The following is a 17,148-nucleotide window of genomic DNA, read 5'->3' as shown; positions in this document are numbered from 1 at the left end:
ATATTGTTTAAATTAAATTGTTGTTTTACTATTGAAATGATAGAGCTAGAGGTTTACAATGTCTTGTATACAAAAACAACTGTTCTTTCAGAAAGAACAAAAGGAGTCATGTTTGATATGTGGAAAGGTTTAATTGAAGAATATAAGCAATATTTACCTGTTACTGAAAAAACACCTGCTTTAACTTTAAATGAAGGAAATACGCCATTAGTGCATTTAGTTCATTTATCAAAAGAGTTAGGTATTGAGTTATATGGAAAAATCGAAGGTGCGAACCCAACAGGCTCCTTTAAAGATCGTGGCATGGTGTTTGCTGTTGCTAAAGCCGTTGAAGATGGCGCAAAATGCGTTATTTGTGCCTCTACCGGTAATACATCCGCTGCTGCTGCTGCCTATGCGACACGCGCAGGTATCAACTCTGTTGTAGTTATCCCTAAAGGAAAAGTAGCTCTTGGTAAACTAGCACAAGCAACAATGTACGGCGCAAAAATTATTGAAATTGACGGCAACTTTGACGATGCTTTAAATATCGTACGTCGCATTAGCGAAACGACACCTGTTGCCCTCGTTAATTCAGTCAATCCATACCGCATTGAAGGGCAAAAAACGGCTTCTTTTGAAATTGTTGATGCACTTGGAAAAGCACCAGATTTCTTATGTATTCCTGTTGGCAATGCAGGAAATATTTCTGCCTATTGGAAAGGTTTCAAAGATTATAATGAAGCAAAAAACTCAGGCTTACCAAAGGTGCTTGGCTTTGAAGCAGAAGGTTCTGCAGCAATTACGAAAGGTGAGCCAATTGCTACTCCCGAAACAGTTGCAACAGCTATACGTATTGGCAATCCCGCTAGCTGGAAATTAGCAGAGGCAGCACGAGACGAGTCAGGTGGTATTATTGATTCTGTAACAGATGAAGAAATTTTAGCTGCTTATAAATTAATCGCTGGTAAGGAAGGTATTTTCGTTGAACCTGGTTCAGCCGCTTCCCTTGCAGGCGTGATAAAATCGGTGAAGGCAGGTCTTATTCCACAAGGTAGTCAAGTCGTCACTATTTTTACTGGTAACGGCTTGAAAGACCCAGATACTGCAATGAGCGTCTCAACAGTAGACTTAGTATCGTTGAAAAGCGATGAAGAAGAAATTCGCGCATATATTGAGGGAACACTATGAGTTGGCAAATTAAAGTTCCTGGCAGTACAGCAAATCTAGGACCCGGCTTTGATTCTATCGGGCTCGGTTTGTCACTTTATTTAACATTGCAAGCAACCCCGCAGAAAGAGTGGGAATTTGTCCATCAAGGCGAACATGTGCCAGCAGATACAACAGTAGAAAATCATTTAATCTATCAAATTGCCAAGCAAGTGGCTAGGCACTACGATAAGGAATTACCGGGTTGTCATGTCGTAATGACAAGCGAGTTACCTTTGGCTCGTGGCGTTGGTAGTAGCGCAGCAGCTATCGTTGCAGGAATCGAGCTAGCCAATTTGCTATGTAATTTAAAGCTTACAATACAAGATAAACTCAATATTTCATCACAAATTGAAGGGCATCCTGACAATGCCACAGCCTCTGTTTTAGGTGGCTTAACGATTTCCTCTATGACAGAGGATAATATAGTTGATACGATTCATGTACAAAATATGGATGTGGCTTTCGTGCTATTTATTCCAAATGTAGAATTAAAAACAGCAAAGGCACGGAGCGTCCTTCCTACTCAGCTAGAGCGTTCTTATGCAGTAAAGGCAAGTGCTGCTGCAAATATGCTTGCCGCCTCGCTTATTGCTAGAGATTACGAGCGAATCGGTCGCTATATGGAATCCGATTTATTCCACGAACCTTTCCGCGCACAGCTAATTCCTAGCTACATGGAGATTCGCCAAGCAGCTAAACAAGCTGGCGCATACGGCACAGCATTAAGTGGCGCTGGCCCAACGCTTATTTCAATTATACCGCCAACACTTGCTGACGAATTTGTTGTCAGCATGCAAAAGCAATTCCCTGAGCATCGTATCGTTTTAACGACAGCAGCTAAAAAGGGAAGTACGATTACACCATTATAATTTGCAAGGGGGCGTCCCAAATGTAGGCAATACACCGCCTTCGGGACATCCCCATTTTTTTGTAGTTTCATAACTTCCAAGCTATAGAGGCTGTCCAAAAAGCCTTGCATAGCCGGCATTTTGGACAGTAGCAATGATGTTTCACAAAATGTTGATTCCTATAAACAGAAAACGCCTCTTTTAAAAATGGGAGGAACATTAGCTTTAGCAGCGTTATCCTTCAGCAAAAGGGAAGCGATGAAAATATTGATTTCAATATGGTGTCAAATCAAAATGGACTTTTCAGACAACTCCATTCTTACCTCCAGTCAATAGCTTTTTATTCTACATTTTCTGCGTTCTATTTCTCGTTCCTGTCAAAGCTCCATTAAACCTTACTCTACTAAATCTATGCATACTTTTTTGATAAATTGGGTATAGTACTATCACTTGATTGGAGAAAGGGGAAATGTTAATGAAAATCGCAGTTATTGGAGCTGCCGGTCAAGCTGGCAGTAATATATTAAGAGAGTCAATTATGAGAGAGCACGATGCAACAGCAATAGTACGCAACCAAGCCACTTTAAAGGAAGATGTACAAACGCTCGAAAAAGATTTGTTCGAGCTAACAACGGCTGATATCGAAGCATTCGACTGCATCGTTAATGCCTTTGCCCCCAAAAGTGGCGAAGAGCATTTGTATGTAGAAGCAGGTAAGCATTTAATATCTATTTTGCAGCCATCGCAAACACGATTATTAGATATCGGTAGCTCTGGCTGTCTATTTACCAATAAAGAGAAAATATTACGGCTGCTCGACAGCGAGGAATACCCGGCACAACTAACAGCTGCCGCTAAATATCAACTGCAAAATTTGCAGCAGTTGCAACAATCCTCTATATCATGGAGCTTTATTTGCCCTGCCCTCATGTTTGATGCGGAAGGTCCACGTACAGGTCACTATATTACAGGTCATGACTATTTACTAATGAACTCCCAGCATAACAGCTATATTAGCCAAGCTGATTTTGCAGTAGCTGTAGTCGACGAAATCGAAAATGCTAAACATATTAATGAAGCCTTCACAGCAGCCTCTGAAAACACAACCTCAGCTAGTTAATATAAATACTCTTAAATAAGGCTAGCGACCTAAGCTATGTTGAAACATCAAAACATAACTTAGGCTTTTTTTTGCTAAATTGTAGTCAATTTTCAGAATTGTTTGCGTGCCTGACACCCTACTTCATATTTTCTTTCACTCCCTCATACGCTGTACAAAGCTTTAAAAGGAGGATTTTATGAAAGACAATACTAACGACAACAACGAAAACAAAAAGCTAGAGCAGCTCGATGCCTACAAAGTAAATAATGATGGCACAAGGATGACGACGAATCAGCGGGTGCGAGTGTCCAATGATGAAGAATCTTTGAAGGCGGGGTTACGCGGTCCTACGTTGATGGAGGACTTTCATTTTCGTGAAAAGATTACGCATTTTGACCATGAGCGCATTCCAGAAAGAGTCGTTCATGCGAGAGGTTATGCAGCTCATGGGGAATTTGAACTGTATGAATCCATGTCTGAATTTACAAGAGCACATTTCTTGCAAAAGGCTGGCACAAAAACGCCTGTTTTTGTGCGCTTTTCGAATGTTGTTGGTAGCTCAGGCTCTAACGATACAGCGCGTGATGTGCGCGGTTTTGCGGTGAAGTTTTATACAGAGGAAGGCAATTTTGATTTGGTCGGCAACAATATCCCGGTGTTCTTTATCCAAGACGCTATAAAATTCCCTGATATTATCCATGCAGTTAAGCCAGAGCCACATAATGAAATACCTCAAGCTTCCTCTGCTCATGATACGTTTTGGGATTTTGTCGCAAGCAATCAAGAAACAGCACATATGATTATGTGGCTAATGTCCGATAGAGCGATTCCGAAAAACTTCCGCATGATGGAAGGCTTCGGCGTTAATACGTTCCGCTTTGTCAATGCGGCTGGTCATAGCAAATTTATTAAATTCCACTGGAAGCCCGTTCTCGGTGTGCATTCACTAATTTGGGACGAGGCGCAAAAAATTGGTGGTGCAGACCCTGATTTTCAGCGTCGTGATTTATGGGAAGCTATTGAGGCAGGCTTTTACCCTGAATATGAATTAGGTGTGCAAATGCTCGATCCAGCAGATGAATTTAAGTATGATTTTGATATACTTGATGCGACAAAGCTTTGGCCAGAAGAGCTTATTCCAGTTAAAAGGATTGGTAAACTTACATTAAATCGCAATGTGGATAATGTCTTTGCTGAAACAGAGCAAGTAGCCTTTCATCCAGGCAATGTCGTACCGGGTATCGATTTCTCAAATGACCCGCTACTACAAGGTCGTCTGTTTTCTTATTTAGATACACAATTATTACGTCTAGGCGGCCCTAACTTTACTGAAATACCGATTAATCGTCCTCTTTGTCCTTTCCATAACAACCAGCGTAATGGCTTTAGCCGACAAATGATTAATGTTGGTCAAGTGAGTTACCATAAAAACTCATTAGCTGATAATACACCTGCAACAAGCACTGCTGCTGAAGGAGGATATGTTCATTTTCCAGAAAAAGTAGAGGGACGTGTCATTCAAGGACGTAGTAAGTCCTTTGATGATTTCTTTTCGCAAGCACGACTTTTCTGGAACAGTATGTCACCACCGGAAAAAAAGCATATTGTAGATGCTTTTTCCTTCGAGGTAGGCAAGGTAAATGTCCGCAGTATTAGACAGAATGTAGTCAATATGCTTGCTAACATTGACTATACACTGGCAACCACGCTTGCTGAACGGCTAGCGGTGAATAAACCAACACAGCAGCAAATTGATGTAACTGCATCTTCACCTGCCCTTAGTCAACAAAATACGATATTCGTTCCCCAAACATTGCGCGTAGCTATTATTATCGGCAATCAATTTAATGCGCAGGAGCTAGAGCAAGTGATGAAGGAATTTAAGCGTTATGGCGTACGCTATCAAATTATTGCAGAAACTTTTGAACCAGTGAGAGCAGCAAATGGGCAAACTTTCGAAGTGGATGCAACCTTTTTAACAACATCGCCTGTCCTTTACGACGCACTATATGTTGTTGGTGGAACAGCAGCTAATCAGGCGAAATTTAATAGCGATATGACAGCTTTTATTCGCCAAGTTTATCAAAACTATAAACCTATTGGCATCGCCACAACAGGCGTCCCATATTTTAATGCTACGCGTGCCAAAGCAAGTGAAGGTATTCTTTTTGCCACAGCGAATCCAAACTTCTCACAGCAATTTATCCAAAATATCGCCAAGCAACGTTTTTGGGAACGAGATATTTATATTTGAGGCATAAAAAGCACAGGAAATCAATGTTTTACAATAGATTTCCTGCGCTTTTTTATCTACGTTAACAACACTAAGCTAATTGCCATTACAGCCATGCCCGCAACTAAGCCATAAATAGAAATATGCGTTTCATCATATTTTTTAGCTGCTGGTAATAGCTCATCTAATGAGATAAATACCATAATCCCTGCCACGCCAGCAAATACAACACCAAACATAACATCATTTAAAAATGGCATTAAAATTAAATAAGCAACAAGTGCCCCAATAGGCTCTGCTAAGCCAGATAGTAAAGACAAGCGGAAGGCTTTCATTCGAATACCTGTAGCAAAGAATATCGGCACTGCAACGGCGATACCTTCTGGAATATTATGAATTGCAACAGCAATCGCAATTGCAATTCCTAAATTCGGGTCCTGTAATGCTGACATAAATGTGGCAATACCTTCTGGAAAGTTATGAATAGCAATGGCAAGTGCGGTAAAAGTCCCCATTTTCATTAGTTTATCTGCATCTGCAAGCGGCTTGCTTTCAATAGCATTTACATCTTCAACCGTACGCACTTCATGCGGATTATTTTTCTTTGGAATAAATTTATCAATAAGGGCGATAAAAATCATTCCCCCGAAAAAGCCGACCAGTGTCATCCAATAACCATTTGTTGCACCGAGTGCTGTCGTCAAAGCATCTTTCGCCTTTACAAAAATTTCAACAAGCGATACATAAATCATCACCCCTGCAGAAAATCCAAGGGCGGCAGATAAAAATTTCGTATTTGTTCTTGATGTAAAAAACGCTATTAAACTACCTACTCCTGTTGCTAGCCCTGCAAACAATGTTAAGCCAAGTGCCAATAATACATTTCCGTCCATAAATATTTCCTCACTTTACTAAGTTAATCGTATTATACGCAAGCAGTTTCCTTTACGCAACTTTATTTTACTAGGAAATATTTTATGGGCTTATTCAACTTTCCATCAAATACAAAATAAAGTAACTTTATTTTTATAATTACGACTAATATATAAAGGAGAGATATATATGAATATTTTAATTCGGATTGGAATGTTTTTTCGCTGTTACTTGTACTAATAGGATGCGATAGTGTAAATTTGTCCAAAGCTACAAATTATGAGGAAGCTCCACCCGCTTTAAAACTAACAATCGAAGAAATTGAAATTAGAACTCATAGAGGAACTTATGCTTGGAGCTATTTTGATAAAAGCACAGGACAACAAGTAACTGTTCAAGCAGACCACGCACCTCCTACCGAAATGGTAAATATTGAACAAGGGACTAAAGTTAATCTATCGCAGCCTATAAAGCTAGATTTCGAAATAGAACCAACACAGTATGAAATAAGACTATGGAACAGTAGCAATATAATTAAAACATACAATTCATTTGGAGAAATAAAAGAAAAAGGAAAATATATAATTGAAATAGCAGGAACTTGGGGAGATAACATAGCTACCTATGTAGTAGCATTGGAAATTGAATAATAATTAAAATTCGAATGCTGCACCAACGAAAAAAGGACTCAGTTCTTTTTGAAAGCTAAGTCCTTTTTATATGCGAATTTTCCTTTTGCATATTTATATCACTCTTTTGATGCTATTCCGCAATCACTACAACTTTGGTTCTAAAGTTTAGCGCGCTTCCTGCGCTCATACCATAGCATACAGACGATAAACCATGTATAGCCCATGCTCCAGCCTGCCAATACATCCGTAGCAAAATGCCGACTCTCAGCAATGCGAGATAAACCGATTAAACATATTAAAATTAATGCGACTGCCCAAATTAGCAAGGCTTTCTTACTACGATTCAGCCCCTCTGATAGCAAGTAAGCAATAGTTAATAAATATAAAGCGCCCGTCATTGAATGTCCTGATGGAAAGCTGAAGGACAAAAGCTGGTCTACCATATCTGGACGGGGACGCTCAATCCATTTTTTTAATAACTGATTCAAAACATTGCCTACTGCAATTGTTAGCACAATAAAGGCAACCCCATCGTAATTGCCCTTCCTCCATTGCCAAATAACAAGAATTAACGCTACAATGACAACAAAAATTGGCTCACCAATGTAATGGAAAAAAATAAGTAGTTCATTGCCACGAAGTAGCTGCGCCCACTTATCATCGAAATTGATGAAAGACGGCGTTTCGTATGTGAATCGTAGCATAATAAATAAGCTTAAAGTAACGATTGCTAAGCCATAAATCCATTTTTTCATCTGTACTCCACCCTTTTAAATTATCCTAATCCTCTCAAATCATCCAATTTATCTGACTCGATAGTTAGTATAGATACATTCAATAATATAATCTACCTGCTCAAATGCAGCTTGCTCTAATTCTGACTTATCATCCACATTATACTTTCCCCATTGTTCCTCTGATGCCCAGTAAATAAGCACTATAACCTCTTCTCGACTGATATCCAATTTTTTCACATACAATTCTCGACTTAGAAAGCCTTGTTGCCGCTCCATACAAGATGGACCCTCATCTTGCTTACGTACAAAGCGTTCGATTACTTTATATGAATTCCCCGCCGTTACAATAAAGCGCTTCATTTGAACGAACATGTGCATATCCCCTTCTTCAAACCATTTCATATCGTCATAGAAATAGCACTATCTATATTAACATATACGGATAAATCGCCTTCTGTCACTATTTTGAGCTAATCCATCACAGATAATCTTCAAGCTACTCCATCATTTTATTATGCTAAGAAAAATAAGATGTTTCAACGCTTTTTATCCCACATTAACGGGCAGTAAGCATCCACTGATTGAGGTTTCACTTTATTGTCATAAAAAAATCATATTGTTTTTTTTAGCAATATCAATTAGAATGAATTAGTCGATAATGATAATCATTATCAATAAAAGTCGAGGTGAGATACTTTTTGAATACACGAGCTTTAAAGCGGACAAGTACTAGCAAACTCTATTATATATTTATTTTGCTATTAATTTGTGCCATTATACTGTCAGCTATTTTCTCCTTATCGATTGGGCAAGTGAGTATACCATTTAAACAATCAATGGATATACTTTTACACACTTTAACAAACGGCAAACTAGGCTCCCTTGAGCTAACGCAAAATGAATCCTATTTAAATATTATTTTGCAAGTGAGAATGCCGCGCATTATTTTTGCCTTACTTATTGGCGTTGGACTTGCCTTGTGTGGCGCTGTGATGCAGGCGGTTGTACAAAACCCTCTTGCTGACCCATACATACTCGGAATTTCCTCTGGCGCTTCATTAGGGGCTACCTTTGCTATCCTTGTAGGCTTTGGCAGTAATGCGTTACTTGCTCAATTTGGGGTAGCATTTGGTGCCTTTACAGGGGCCATCATCACTTCAATGGCAGTTTTATTGTTATCAAGTATTGGTGGTAAAGCAACATCTGTAAAACTTGTCTTATCAGGGGTAGTCATAGGTGCTCTATGTAGCTCCTTTTCTAGCTTAATCATATTTTTTGCGAATAATGCAGAAGGAATTAAAACAATTACTTTTTGGTCTATGGGAAGCCTAGCTTCTGCTAGCTGGGAGAAAACACCGATTTTAGCGTTTATCGTTGTACTTGGAGCAGCCTTTTTCCTGTTCCAACATCGCATTTTAAACACGATGCTACTCGGTGATGAATCGGCGATTACACTAGGTATCAATTTAAGTGTTTTTCGCAAGCTTTATATGGTGCTTGCTGCACTCGTTACAGGGACAATGGTCGCCTATGCGGGAATGATTGGCTTTGTTGGATTGATTATTCCGCATATTGCACGTGGCATTTTTGGCGCTGACCATAAACGACTTATGCTCGGCACATTATTATTAGGCGGGTTATTTATGATATGGGCTGATATATTATCAAGAACCCTTATTACAAATGTTGAGCTACCCATCGGTATTATTACGTCTGTTATCGGTTCACCACTGTTCATTTATATGATTATCAAAAAAGGCTACAATTTCGGAGGGTAAATGATGGAACTAACAGCACAAAATATTGCCGTTTCAATCGGAAAAAAGGACATTGTCAAAAATATTTCGGTCATCGTGAAAAAGAAGCAATTCGTTGGTCTAATTGGTCCGAATGGCTGCGGAAAATCTACCTTGCTTAAAAGTATTTATAAAAGTTTAGCCCCACAGCAGGGAACCGTGTTTTTAGATGATTTGAATGTTTTAAAATCATCCGAAAAAAAAGTGTCACAGCAGCTAGGTGTAGTAGGGCAATTTAACGAAATGCACTTTGATTTATCGGTTCACCAAATGGTCATGCTAGGCAGAACGCCACATAAAAAAATACTTGAATCCGATACGGCTTCAGATTTTGAGATTGTAGAGGAGGCTTTGACACGCACAAATCTTCAAGCTTATAAAGAACGTAGTTTTCTCTCCCTGTCAGGCGGTGAAAAACAGCGTGTCATTTTAGCAAGAACAATTGCGCAGCAGCCTAAATTTATGATTTTAGACGAGCCAACGAATCATTTAGATATTCGTTATCAGCTTGAAATACTGTCATGTGTGAAGGAATTAAATATCGGAGTGCTCGCCGCTCTGCACGATTTAGAGATGGCAGCAAATTATTGCGATTACATTTATGCAGTCAAAGATGGTGAAATCTACGCTCATGGTACACCCGCGGAAGTATTAACACCAACGACAATTGAAGCTTTATATCATATACAATGCCAAACATACATTAATCCTGTGACAAAGGGATTGGGATTTGCTTATGGCTTAGGAGGAGCATTATGAAAAAGAAATCATTATTAGCAATTGGTTTAGCTACAATGCTATTGCTAGCAGCATGTGGCAATTCAACGGAACAAAAAACAGAGGACACAGCAAGCGAGGCACACTACCCGCTTACAATTGAAAACTTTGCAAAACCTGAGGGTGGCGATGCTTGGTCGAAAAAGGAGCAAGTATTCGATAAGGCACCAGAGCGCATTATGGCAAATACTCGCCCAGCCGCGGAACTATTATTACATCTAGGATTAGGCGATAAAATCGTTGGTGTTGGAGCAGATTTCGGTGCACCAGACACTACTGTTGCTGACGAATATGCGAAGTTACCGATTTTAAGTGATGGCTATGTCGGCAAAGAGGTGACACTAGGCACAAATCCTGACTTAGTGTTTGGACGAGGTGGATTATTTGACAATGCCGATTGGGGTGTTGGCACAGTCGATTCATTAAACACTATGGGTGTTAAAACATATGTATTAGAATCGTCTGTTACAGGTGGCACGTATGCTTCGATTTATAAGGACATCGAAAATCTAGGTGAAATTTTCAATGTGCAAGACAAGGCACAAAGCTTTATTGATGAATTAAAAGAAAAGCAACAATTTATTGCAAAAAGCTTAGAAAGCATTACAGAACATAAAACTTTTGCTTACATGCATACGAATGACCCAGATGATTTGTATGTTTGGCCAGCTAACGGCGAAACATTTTTCCATGATGCCTTTAATATGATTAAATTGGACAATGTTTTTAAAGAGGAAACAGGTAATATAAATCTTGAAACATTAATAGCTACTAATCCTGATGTTTTAATTTTACCTAACTGGGATGGCTCAGACTTAACAAAAGTACGAGATGCTATTTATGAAAATCCAAAACTATCTAGTATGAAAGCCATCCAAAATAAACAGATTTATATCGTTGATTACAACTATATGTTTGGCTATGGCTACAATACAATCGATGGCATGGAAATACTAGCCAAAGAAATGTATCCAGAGTTATTTCAATAATATGTTGGAGTCGTCTTAAAACCATTATTAGACGGCTCCTTTACGACGAGGTCTGCAACTGGGCGCAAGATTTTCGCATATAGGCTTAAGTTATCTGAAAAAACTTAGACTGTAATGTTTCTTTCCATCACAATTGGGAAAAGAATATTTAATACCACATTATTATTTAAGGAGATGTTTTAAATGGATTACCGTATTGAGAGAGATACAATGGGAGAAATTAAAGTACCTGCAAACAAGTTATGGGGGGCGCAAACACAGCGCAGTAAAGAGAATTTCCAAATCGGTACGGAACAGATGCCGATTGAACTTATTCAAGCAATGACAATTCTGAAAAAAAGTGCAGCTACTGTCAATGAGCAGCTTGGCAAACTCTCTCCTATAAAAGCACAAACAATTCGACAAGTTGCCGACGAAATTTTATATGGTCAATGGGATGACCAATTTCCACTTGTTGTTTGGCAAACAGGTAGTGGAACACAAACGAATATGAACGTCAATGAGGTTATTGCCAATCGAGCAAATCAACTATTAGAAGAGACTGATGAAGGCGCTATTATTCACCCGAATGATGATGTTAATAAATCACAAAGCTCAAATGATACTTTCCCAACAGCACTACATATCGCGGCTGTTTTAAAAGTAGAAGATTATTTACTACCTCGTCTACGCCTATTAAAAACAACACTTGCAAATAAGGCGGAGCAATTTAAAGATATTATTAAAATCGGACGCACTCATTTACAGGACGCTACTCCTTTAACATTAGGTCAAGAAATTAGTGGATGGGTAGCGATGCTTGAAAAATCCGAGCATATGATTCAACACAACATTCAATACATGAAGGAACTGGCTATCGGCGGTACAGCAGTTGGTACAGGTATTAATGCGCATCCAGAATTCGGTGAGCGTGTAGCGACGGAGATTAGTCAATTAACAAACCGAACATTTATATCTGCTGCAAATAAATTCCATGCCTTAACAAGCCATGATGAAGCTGTTGTTGCACACGGCGCATTGAAGGCACTCGCTGTAGATTTAATGAAAATTGCCAATGATGTACGCTGGCTAGCGAGTGGACCACGCTCAGGGATTGGAGAAATTACTATTCCAGAAAACGAGCCGGGCTCATCTATTATGCCCGGTAAAGTCAATCCAACACAAAGCGAGGCATTAACAATGGTTGTCACACAAATTGTTGGTAATGATGCAACTATAGCCTTTGCTGCCTCACAAGGAAATTTTGAGTTAAATGTCTTTAAGCCTGTTATTTTATATAATTTCCTACAATCGACACAGCTACTAGCAGACGCCATGAAATCCTTCAACAATCATTGCGCTGAAGGCATCGAACCAAACCTAGAAGTGCTACAGCATAATTTAGAAAACTCTTTAATGCTTGTCACAGCATTAAATCCTTATATCGGCTATGAAAACGCAGCAAAAATCGCCAAAAAGGCTCATCAGGAAGGCACAACATTAAAAGAAGCTGCTATTGCCACTGGCTTATTAACAGAAGAACAGTTTGACGAATATGTCGACCCAGCAACAATGATTTATCCAAATGTGAAGTAGGTTGCGCGAAACCAGCCGTGCAGTTGCCGGCCGGTTTCGCGCTTTGTTTGGTGTTGGAGTAAAGTGGATTGCTTGAGGTAGTGTAGAAGGCTTCCTTTGTAGTAGACATTAGGTTTAGCAGTAATGTGGGATAGGCTTTTTTAATGTCTTGCTAAAATCAAAAAGAAAGCGTCCAAAATGCCAGCTACTGCAAGGCTTTTTGGACGCTTATTATTAGTTTAATTCATTTAAGATTTCATCTAACTTGTCTGACTCAGTCGTTACACCGTTAGAAGAGAAGTACCAGTTTACACCATCAAGGTAAACGATTTTACCTTCTTTGTAAGCACGAGTTTGTTTGATAATATCATTTTCGATATCAGCTTTAATTGTTTCTACATCAGAAGCTGTACGGTCAACAATTAATAATACTTCTGGGTCAACAGAAAGGATTGACTCATAAGAGAAATCCGAACCGTGTGAAGATGATTTAATGTCAGTTGTAACTGGTTTAAAACCGAAGTCATTGTACACGTATGCAAAACGAGATTCTGGACCATTATCGAAACCAGAGATTTTTTTGTCATTGTACATTGCTACTAAAGCATTCTCATAGCCAGCAGCTTTTTCTTTCACAGCATCAACTTTAGCTTGTAAGTTTGCCTTTAACTCTTCCGCTTTTTCTTCTTTGTCGAAGATTTTAGCAGCTAAATCTACTGTTTCGAATACACCGTTCACATAGTTTTCGTTATCAGAACCAATGAATACTACGTTTGGTGTAATTTCTTTTAACTCTTCATAGAATGTAGATTGGCGACCAGAAATGAAAATTGCATCTGGGTTAGTAGCTGCTACTTTTTCAAAGTCGATTGCTTTTAAAGAACCAACGTCTGCTACTGAATCCGTAACATATTTTTCTTTAATATGTGTTGGGATATTTCCTTTACCGCCGTTTGCAGCGATACCAACAATACCTTCAACACCTAAAGCATCTAATGTATCTAAGAAACCGTAATCGAATACGATAATATTTTTAGGCATTTCTTCAAATGTTACATCTTCGAAGGCAACTGATTTACCATCTTCTGTTTCACGACCTGCTGATAAAGAAGATACTGTCATTGGGAATGCAGAAGCTTCCACAGTTTCTGTATTTTCAGTTTCCTCAGTTTGTCCTGTTGCAGCTTGGTTGTTTGTTTCGTCTTTTGAGGACTCCTCATCAGCACCACATGCTGCTAACATTAATGCCAATGCTGGCACAGCTAAAAACTTCCATTTTTTCATTTCTACTATTTCCTCCTATTTTGCCTACCATTGAGTGATAGTGATAATCGTTTTCATTTGAACAATCACTAGTCTACCCCAACTGTTTAATGTTGTCAATTGTTTTTCTGAAATTAATACTCATTCTCATTTAATTCACAAAATCACTGCATAAGTGATATTTTTTACACAATTAAGTATGAGAATTAAAATAGACGCAAATACGACAGCCATCTTGGTCTTGAACAGGAATATGCATGTCATACACTTCACGTAATGCTTCTGAGTTAATGATTTCATGTGTTGGACCATCTTTTACAAGACGTCCGTTTTTTAAAGCTACGATACGGTCAGAATAGACCGAGGCAAAGTTAATATCATGCAATACAATGACAACTGTTTTGCCTAGCTCGTCTACTAACTTTCGCAAAATCTTCATAATTTGTACGGAATGCTTCATATCTAAGTTGTTTAATGGCTCATCTAATAAAATGTACTCCGTATCTTGCGCAATCACCATTGAAATAAAGGCACGTTGCTTTTGACCACCTGACAATTCATCTAAAAATTTGTCCTGCATATCGCCTAATGTCATATATTCAATCGCACGATCAATATGCTCCTCGTCCTCTGCTGTAAGACGCCCCTTTGAATATGGATAACGACCAAATGCCACTAGCTCACGCACTGTTAAACGAACGTTTAAATGGTTTGATTGACGTAAAATCGCTACACGTTTCGCAAAATCATTCGATTTCATTTTTTTCACATCGTTTTGATCTAATAATACTTCTCCAGTATCGGCAGCAAGTAAGCGGCTTACCATTGATAATAATGTTGATTTACCTGCACCGTTAGGGCCGATAAATGATGTGATGGCTTTCGGTTGAATTTTTAACGTGACATCTTCCACGACTGGCTTTTTTCCAAAGCTTTTAGAAAGTCCTTTTATTTCAATCATGCTGCTCTCCTACTTTCTTTCAGTATTAGATAAATAAAGTATAGACCTCCGACAAAGTTTATAATGACACTTATCGTCGTGCTTAAATGAAAGACATGAAGTACTAGGAATTGCCCACCGACAAGCGCGATAATACTAATTAAACTCGCCCCCACAATTAATACGGAATGCTTGTACGTTGCAAAATATTGGTATGCCAAGTTCGAAACGATTAACCCTAAAAATGTAATCGGACCAACAAGAGCTGTAGAAGTCGCAATTAAAACAGAGGATAAAATTAATACTTTTAATACAATTTTATCGTAATCAATTCCTAGATTCATCGCATTTTCACGACCTAGTGTCATTACGTCTAAATCGCGTAACAAGCGATACCCGTAAATAAAGGCTGCACCTAAAATGACTACAGCAATAAGTAAAAGCTCCGTTTTCACATTCATAAAACTGGCAAATAAACGCGCTTGTAAACTTTCATATTCAATTGGGTCAATAATCACTTGCAAAAATGTTACTAAACTACCGAGTAACGTTCCGATAATCATCCCTGCTAATAACAGCAAGAAAATTGGGTATTTATCGGCACGGAATAGAAAGCGATATAAAATCAATGCGAATAGCACCATCGCGAGAATTGATAAACCGAAGTTTAAATAGCGGCTTACAACAAAAATGGATGCAGAGCCAGCAGTAAAGAAAATAATTGTTTGCACAACTTCATACATCGAGTCAACACCCATCATAGAAGGTGTTAATAAACGGTTATGTGTAACAGTCTGGAATGTGACAGTCGCGTAAGCAATCGCTGTACCTGTAATGACCATTGCTGCGATGCGCTCTAAGCGTTTCGGAAAGGCGTAGCTAAAGCCGCCTTGAATATTATAAAAGGCAAATAACAATATACAAATAATCGCAATAACTGCTAAGATTATGAGTTTCGTACTACTTTTTCGCATATGCTTTCCCCCTAAACAACATCACTAAGAAGATTGCACTGCCAATTACTGCAACCGTTGTATTGACTGGTATTTCGAAAGGATAGACGATAAGACGGCTTAAAATATCACACATTAATAAAAATGCAGCGCCTAAAAAAATCGTATGGGGAATCGTTTTTCTTAAATTGTCTCCTAAATATAATGAAACTAAATTAGGCACGATTAACCCTAGAAATGGAATAATCCCAACTGTGAGTACAACTGTTGTTGAAATAATCGCTACAATCACTAAACCTAAATTTAATACAGTGCGATAGCTTAATCCCAAGTTTTTAGCGAAATCCTCGCCCATTCCAGCAACAGTGAATTTATTCGCATATAAATAAGCTAATATAATTGCTGGTACAGCTACATAAAGTAATTCATAGCGACCTGATACGACAAGTGTAAAGCTTCCTAAAAAAAATGTATCCACACTTTGCAGAACTTCTGCCTCATAAGCAATAAATGTTGAAATAGCTCCGATAATATTTCCGTACATAATTCCGATAAGCGGAACAAAAATTACATCCTTAAATTTAATGCTTTCAAGCAGTCGCATGAAAATCATCATGCCGATAAGTGCGAATGCAAAGCTGAAGATAATTTTCTCCATATAGCCAACACTTGTGAAAAACACCATCGATACAACTATGCCTAGCTTAGCGGCGTCCAGCGTCCCCGATGTCGTCGGAGATACGAACTTATTACGGCTTAAACTTTGCATAATTAAACCTGAAATCCCCATCCCTGCCCCTGCAAGAATAATCGCCATTAATCGTGGCACTCGACTCATTAAGAAAATTTGTGCTTTATCTGAATCCAAATCTAATAAATCAGACGGTTTAATGTCGATAGCTCCGATAAATAGTGATATAAAGGATAAGATGATGGTTGCCACTACAAGCATCCAAAGTCTCATTTCATTCTCCCACTATTCTATATTTATATTTTTGTTCTCACTGAAAATGAGAATCATTTTTCCATCCATTATTATATAGTTACCAATAGTGAAAATCAAACTCTCTATTTTTAAAAAGCAATAATATGTGATAAAAACCGAGCAAAATTACAGGTATGTATAATATTTATTCTATATAACTAAATAATTTTATCCCTTTCATTTTTCATATCCATATACAAAAAAAATTGGCTATCTACAGCTACTCATAACAAAGAGGGCGTCTCAAAATAGCTTTTCAGACGCCCCCCTTTTCC

Annotated in this window: 16 protein-coding genes; 9 read left to right on the top strand and 7 right to left on the bottom strand. The window is 38.5% G+C overall.

The window, feature by feature from the left end; genetic code table 11:
- The first annotated feature begins 117 nt into the window (after positions 1 to 117).
- From thrC to MHB51_RS14125, 4 genes are all read left to right on the top strand, one after another.
- On the top strand, positions 118 to 1,170 hold the full coding sequence (gene thrC, locus MHB51_RS14140) for a threonine synthase (RefSeq protein ID WP_342558420.1): 1,053 nt from the start codon (positions 118 to 120) through the stop codon (positions 1,168 to 1,170).
- Entirely contained in the window at positions 1,167 to 2,060 is an 894-nt protein-coding gene (gene thrB / locus MHB51_RS14135; RefSeq protein ID WP_342558419.1) for a homoserine kinase, read from the top strand. The genes thrC and thrB overlap by 4 nt, the downstream gene beginning before the upstream one ends.
- A gap of 454 nt (positions 2,061 to 2,514) precedes the next feature.
- Positions 2,515 to 3,159, top strand: coding sequence for an NAD(P)H-binding protein (locus tag MHB51_RS14130; RefSeq protein ID WP_066169199.1), 645 nt, complete (start codon positions 2,515 to 2,517; stop codon positions 3,157 to 3,159).
- Positions 3,160 to 3,337: 178 nt separating this feature from the next.
- Positions 3,338 to 5,395 carry a catalase gene (locus MHB51_RS14125; RefSeq protein WP_342558418.1) on the top strand — a complete coding sequence of 686 codons (2,058 nt, stop codon included), beginning with the start codon at positions 3,338 to 3,340 and terminating at the stop codon, positions 5,393 to 5,395.
- A gap of 56 nt (positions 5,396 to 5,451) precedes the next feature.
- On the opposite strand, the gene zupT is transcribed toward MHB51_RS14125, so the two are convergent.
- A complete protein-coding gene (gene zupT, locus MHB51_RS14120; RefSeq protein WP_066169203.1) occupies positions 5,452 to 6,267 on the bottom strand; it encodes a zinc transporter ZupT in 816 nt (271 codons plus the stop codon).
- 240 nt (positions 6,268 to 6,507) lie between these two features.
- On the opposite strand from zupT, the gene MHB51_RS14115 reads away from it, so the two are divergent.
- The gene (locus MHB51_RS14115) at positions 6,508 to 6,897 is read left to right on the top strand and encodes a hypothetical protein (protein ID WP_342558417.1); all 390 of its coding nucleotides are present in this window, start codon (positions 6,508 to 6,510) and stop codon (positions 6,895 to 6,897) included.
- Between the two features lie 140 nt (positions 6,898 to 7,037).
- Here the strand turns inward: MHB51_RS14115 and MHB51_RS14110 are convergent, their stop codons facing one another.
- Positions 7,038 to 7,634 (bottom strand): phosphatase PAP2 family protein, encoded by a 597-nt coding sequence (locus tag MHB51_RS14110; RefSeq protein ID WP_066169207.1) that lies wholly within the window; start codon positions 7,632 to 7,634, stop codon positions 7,038 to 7,040.
- Between the two features lie 48 nt (positions 7,635 to 7,682).
- On the bottom strand, positions 7,683 to 8,018 hold the full coding sequence (locus tag MHB51_RS14105; RefSeq protein WP_342558416.1) for a hypothetical protein: 336 nt from the start codon (positions 8,016 to 8,018) through the stop codon (positions 7,683 to 7,685).
- Between the two features lie 296 nt (positions 8,019 to 8,314).
- Here MHB51_RS14105 and MHB51_RS14100 point away from each other — a divergent pair, with 296 nt between their 5' ends.
- The 4 genes from MHB51_RS14100 to fumC all read left to right on the top strand — a co-directional run bounded on the left by MHB51_RS14100 (position 8,315) and on the right by fumC (position 12,753).
- A complete protein-coding gene (locus MHB51_RS14100) occupies positions 8,315 to 9,394 on the top strand; it encodes an iron ABC transporter permease (protein WP_066169211.1) in 1,080 nt (359 codons plus the stop codon).
- 3 nt (positions 9,395 to 9,397) lie between these two features.
- A complete protein-coding gene (locus MHB51_RS14095) occupies positions 9,398 to 10,171 on the top strand; it encodes an ABC transporter ATP-binding protein (protein WP_066169213.1) in 774 nt (257 codons plus the stop codon).
- Complete coding sequence (locus tag MHB51_RS14090) at positions 10,168 to 11,178, top strand: ABC transporter substrate-binding protein (RefSeq protein WP_066169215.1); 1,011 nt, start codon at positions 10,168 to 10,170, stop codon at positions 11,176 to 11,178. The genes MHB51_RS14095 and MHB51_RS14090 overlap by 4 nt, the downstream gene beginning before the upstream one ends.
- A 183-nt stretch (positions 11,179 to 11,361) precedes the next feature.
- Complete coding sequence (gene fumC, locus MHB51_RS14085) at positions 11,362 to 12,753, top strand: class II fumarate hydratase (protein ID WP_066169217.1); 1,392 nt, start codon at positions 11,362 to 11,364, stop codon at positions 12,751 to 12,753.
- 213 nt (positions 12,754 to 12,966) lie between these two features.
- Here fumC and MHB51_RS14080 read toward each other — a convergent pair whose 3' ends face one another.
- The 4 genes from MHB51_RS14080 to MHB51_RS14065 all read right to left on the bottom strand — a co-directional run bounded on the left by MHB51_RS14080 (position 12,967) and on the right by MHB51_RS14065 (position 16,852).
- Entirely contained in the window at positions 12,967 to 14,016 is a 1,050-nt protein-coding gene (locus MHB51_RS14080) for a siderophore ABC transporter substrate-binding protein (protein ID WP_066169219.1), read from the bottom strand.
- Positions 14,017 to 14,188: 172 nt separating this feature from the next.
- Positions 14,189 to 14,956: an ABC transporter ATP-binding protein gene (locus tag MHB51_RS14075; protein ID WP_066169221.1), complete on the bottom strand. Its 768-nt coding sequence runs from the start codon at positions 14,954 to 14,956 to the stop codon at positions 14,189 to 14,191.
- Entirely contained in the window at positions 14,953 to 15,909 is a 957-nt protein-coding gene (locus tag MHB51_RS14070) for an iron chelate uptake ABC transporter family permease subunit (protein WP_342558415.1), read from the bottom strand. The genes MHB51_RS14075 and MHB51_RS14070 overlap by 4 nt, the downstream gene beginning before the upstream one ends.
- Positions 15,896 to 16,852: an ABC transporter permease gene (locus MHB51_RS14065; protein WP_066169225.1), complete on the bottom strand. Its 957-nt coding sequence runs from the start codon at positions 16,850 to 16,852 to the stop codon at positions 15,896 to 15,898. The genes MHB51_RS14070 and MHB51_RS14065 overlap by 14 nt, the downstream gene beginning before the upstream one ends.
- Between the last annotated feature and the right edge of the window lie 296 nt (positions 16,853 to 17,148).

This window comes from Metasolibacillus sp. FSL K6-0083 (assembly GCF_038630865.1).
Classification (GTDB): Bacteria; Bacillota; Bacilli; order Bacillales_A; family Planococcaceae; genus Metasolibacillus; species Metasolibacillus fluoroglycofenilyticus.
This window is presented reverse-complemented; position numbering and strand designations above follow the sequence as displayed.

Excerpts from the sequence above, each read along its gene's own strand:
- MHB51_RS14065 (WP_066169225.1), bottom strand. The coding sequence starts at position 16,852 with ATGAGACTTTGGATGCTTGTAGTGGCAACCATCATCTTATCCTTTATA.
- zupT (WP_066169203.1), bottom strand. The coding sequence starts at position 6,267 with ATGGACGGAAATGTATTATTGGCACTTGGCTTAACATTGTTTGCAGGG.
- MHB51_RS14070 (WP_342558415.1), bottom strand. The coding sequence starts at position 15,909 with ATGCGAAAAAGTAGTACGAAACTCATAATCTTAGCAGTTATTGCGATT.
- MHB51_RS14105 (WP_342558416.1), bottom strand. The coding sequence starts at position 8,018 with ATGAAATGGTTTGAAGAAGGGGATATGCACATGTTCGTTCAAATGAAG.
- MHB51_RS14095 (WP_066169213.1), top strand. The coding sequence starts at position 9,398 with ATGGAACTAACAGCACAAAATATTGCCGTTTCAATCGGAAAAAAGGAC.
- MHB51_RS14080 (WP_066169219.1), bottom strand. The coding sequence starts at position 14,016 with ATGAAAAAATGGAAGTTTTTAGCTGTGCCAGCATTGGCATTAATGTTA.
- MHB51_RS14075 (WP_066169221.1), bottom strand. The coding sequence starts at position 14,956 with ATGATTGAAATAAAAGGACTTTCTAAAAGCTTTGGAAAAAAGCCAGTC.
- MHB51_RS14110 (WP_066169207.1), bottom strand. The coding sequence starts at position 7,634 with ATGAAAAAATGGATTTATGGCTTAGCAATCGTTACTTTAAGCTTATTT.
- MHB51_RS14130 (WP_066169199.1), top strand. The coding sequence starts at position 2,515 with ATGAAAATCGCAGTTATTGGAGCTGCCGGTCAAGCTGGCAGTAATATA.
- thrC (WP_342558420.1), top strand. The coding sequence starts at position 118 with ATGTGGAAAGGTTTAATTGAAGAATATAAGCAATATTTACCTGTTACT.
- thrB (WP_342558419.1), top strand. The coding sequence starts at position 1,167 with ATGAGTTGGCAAATTAAAGTTCCTGGCAGTACAGCAAATCTAGGACCC.
- MHB51_RS14125 (WP_342558418.1), top strand. The coding sequence starts at position 3,338 with ATGAAAGACAATACTAACGACAACAACGAAAACAAAAAGCTAGAGCAG.
- fumC (WP_066169217.1), top strand. The coding sequence starts at position 11,362 with ATGGATTACCGTATTGAGAGAGATACAATGGGAGAAATTAAAGTACCT.
- MHB51_RS14090 (WP_066169215.1), top strand. The coding sequence starts at position 10,168 with ATGAAAAAGAAATCATTATTAGCAATTGGTTTAGCTACAATGCTATTG.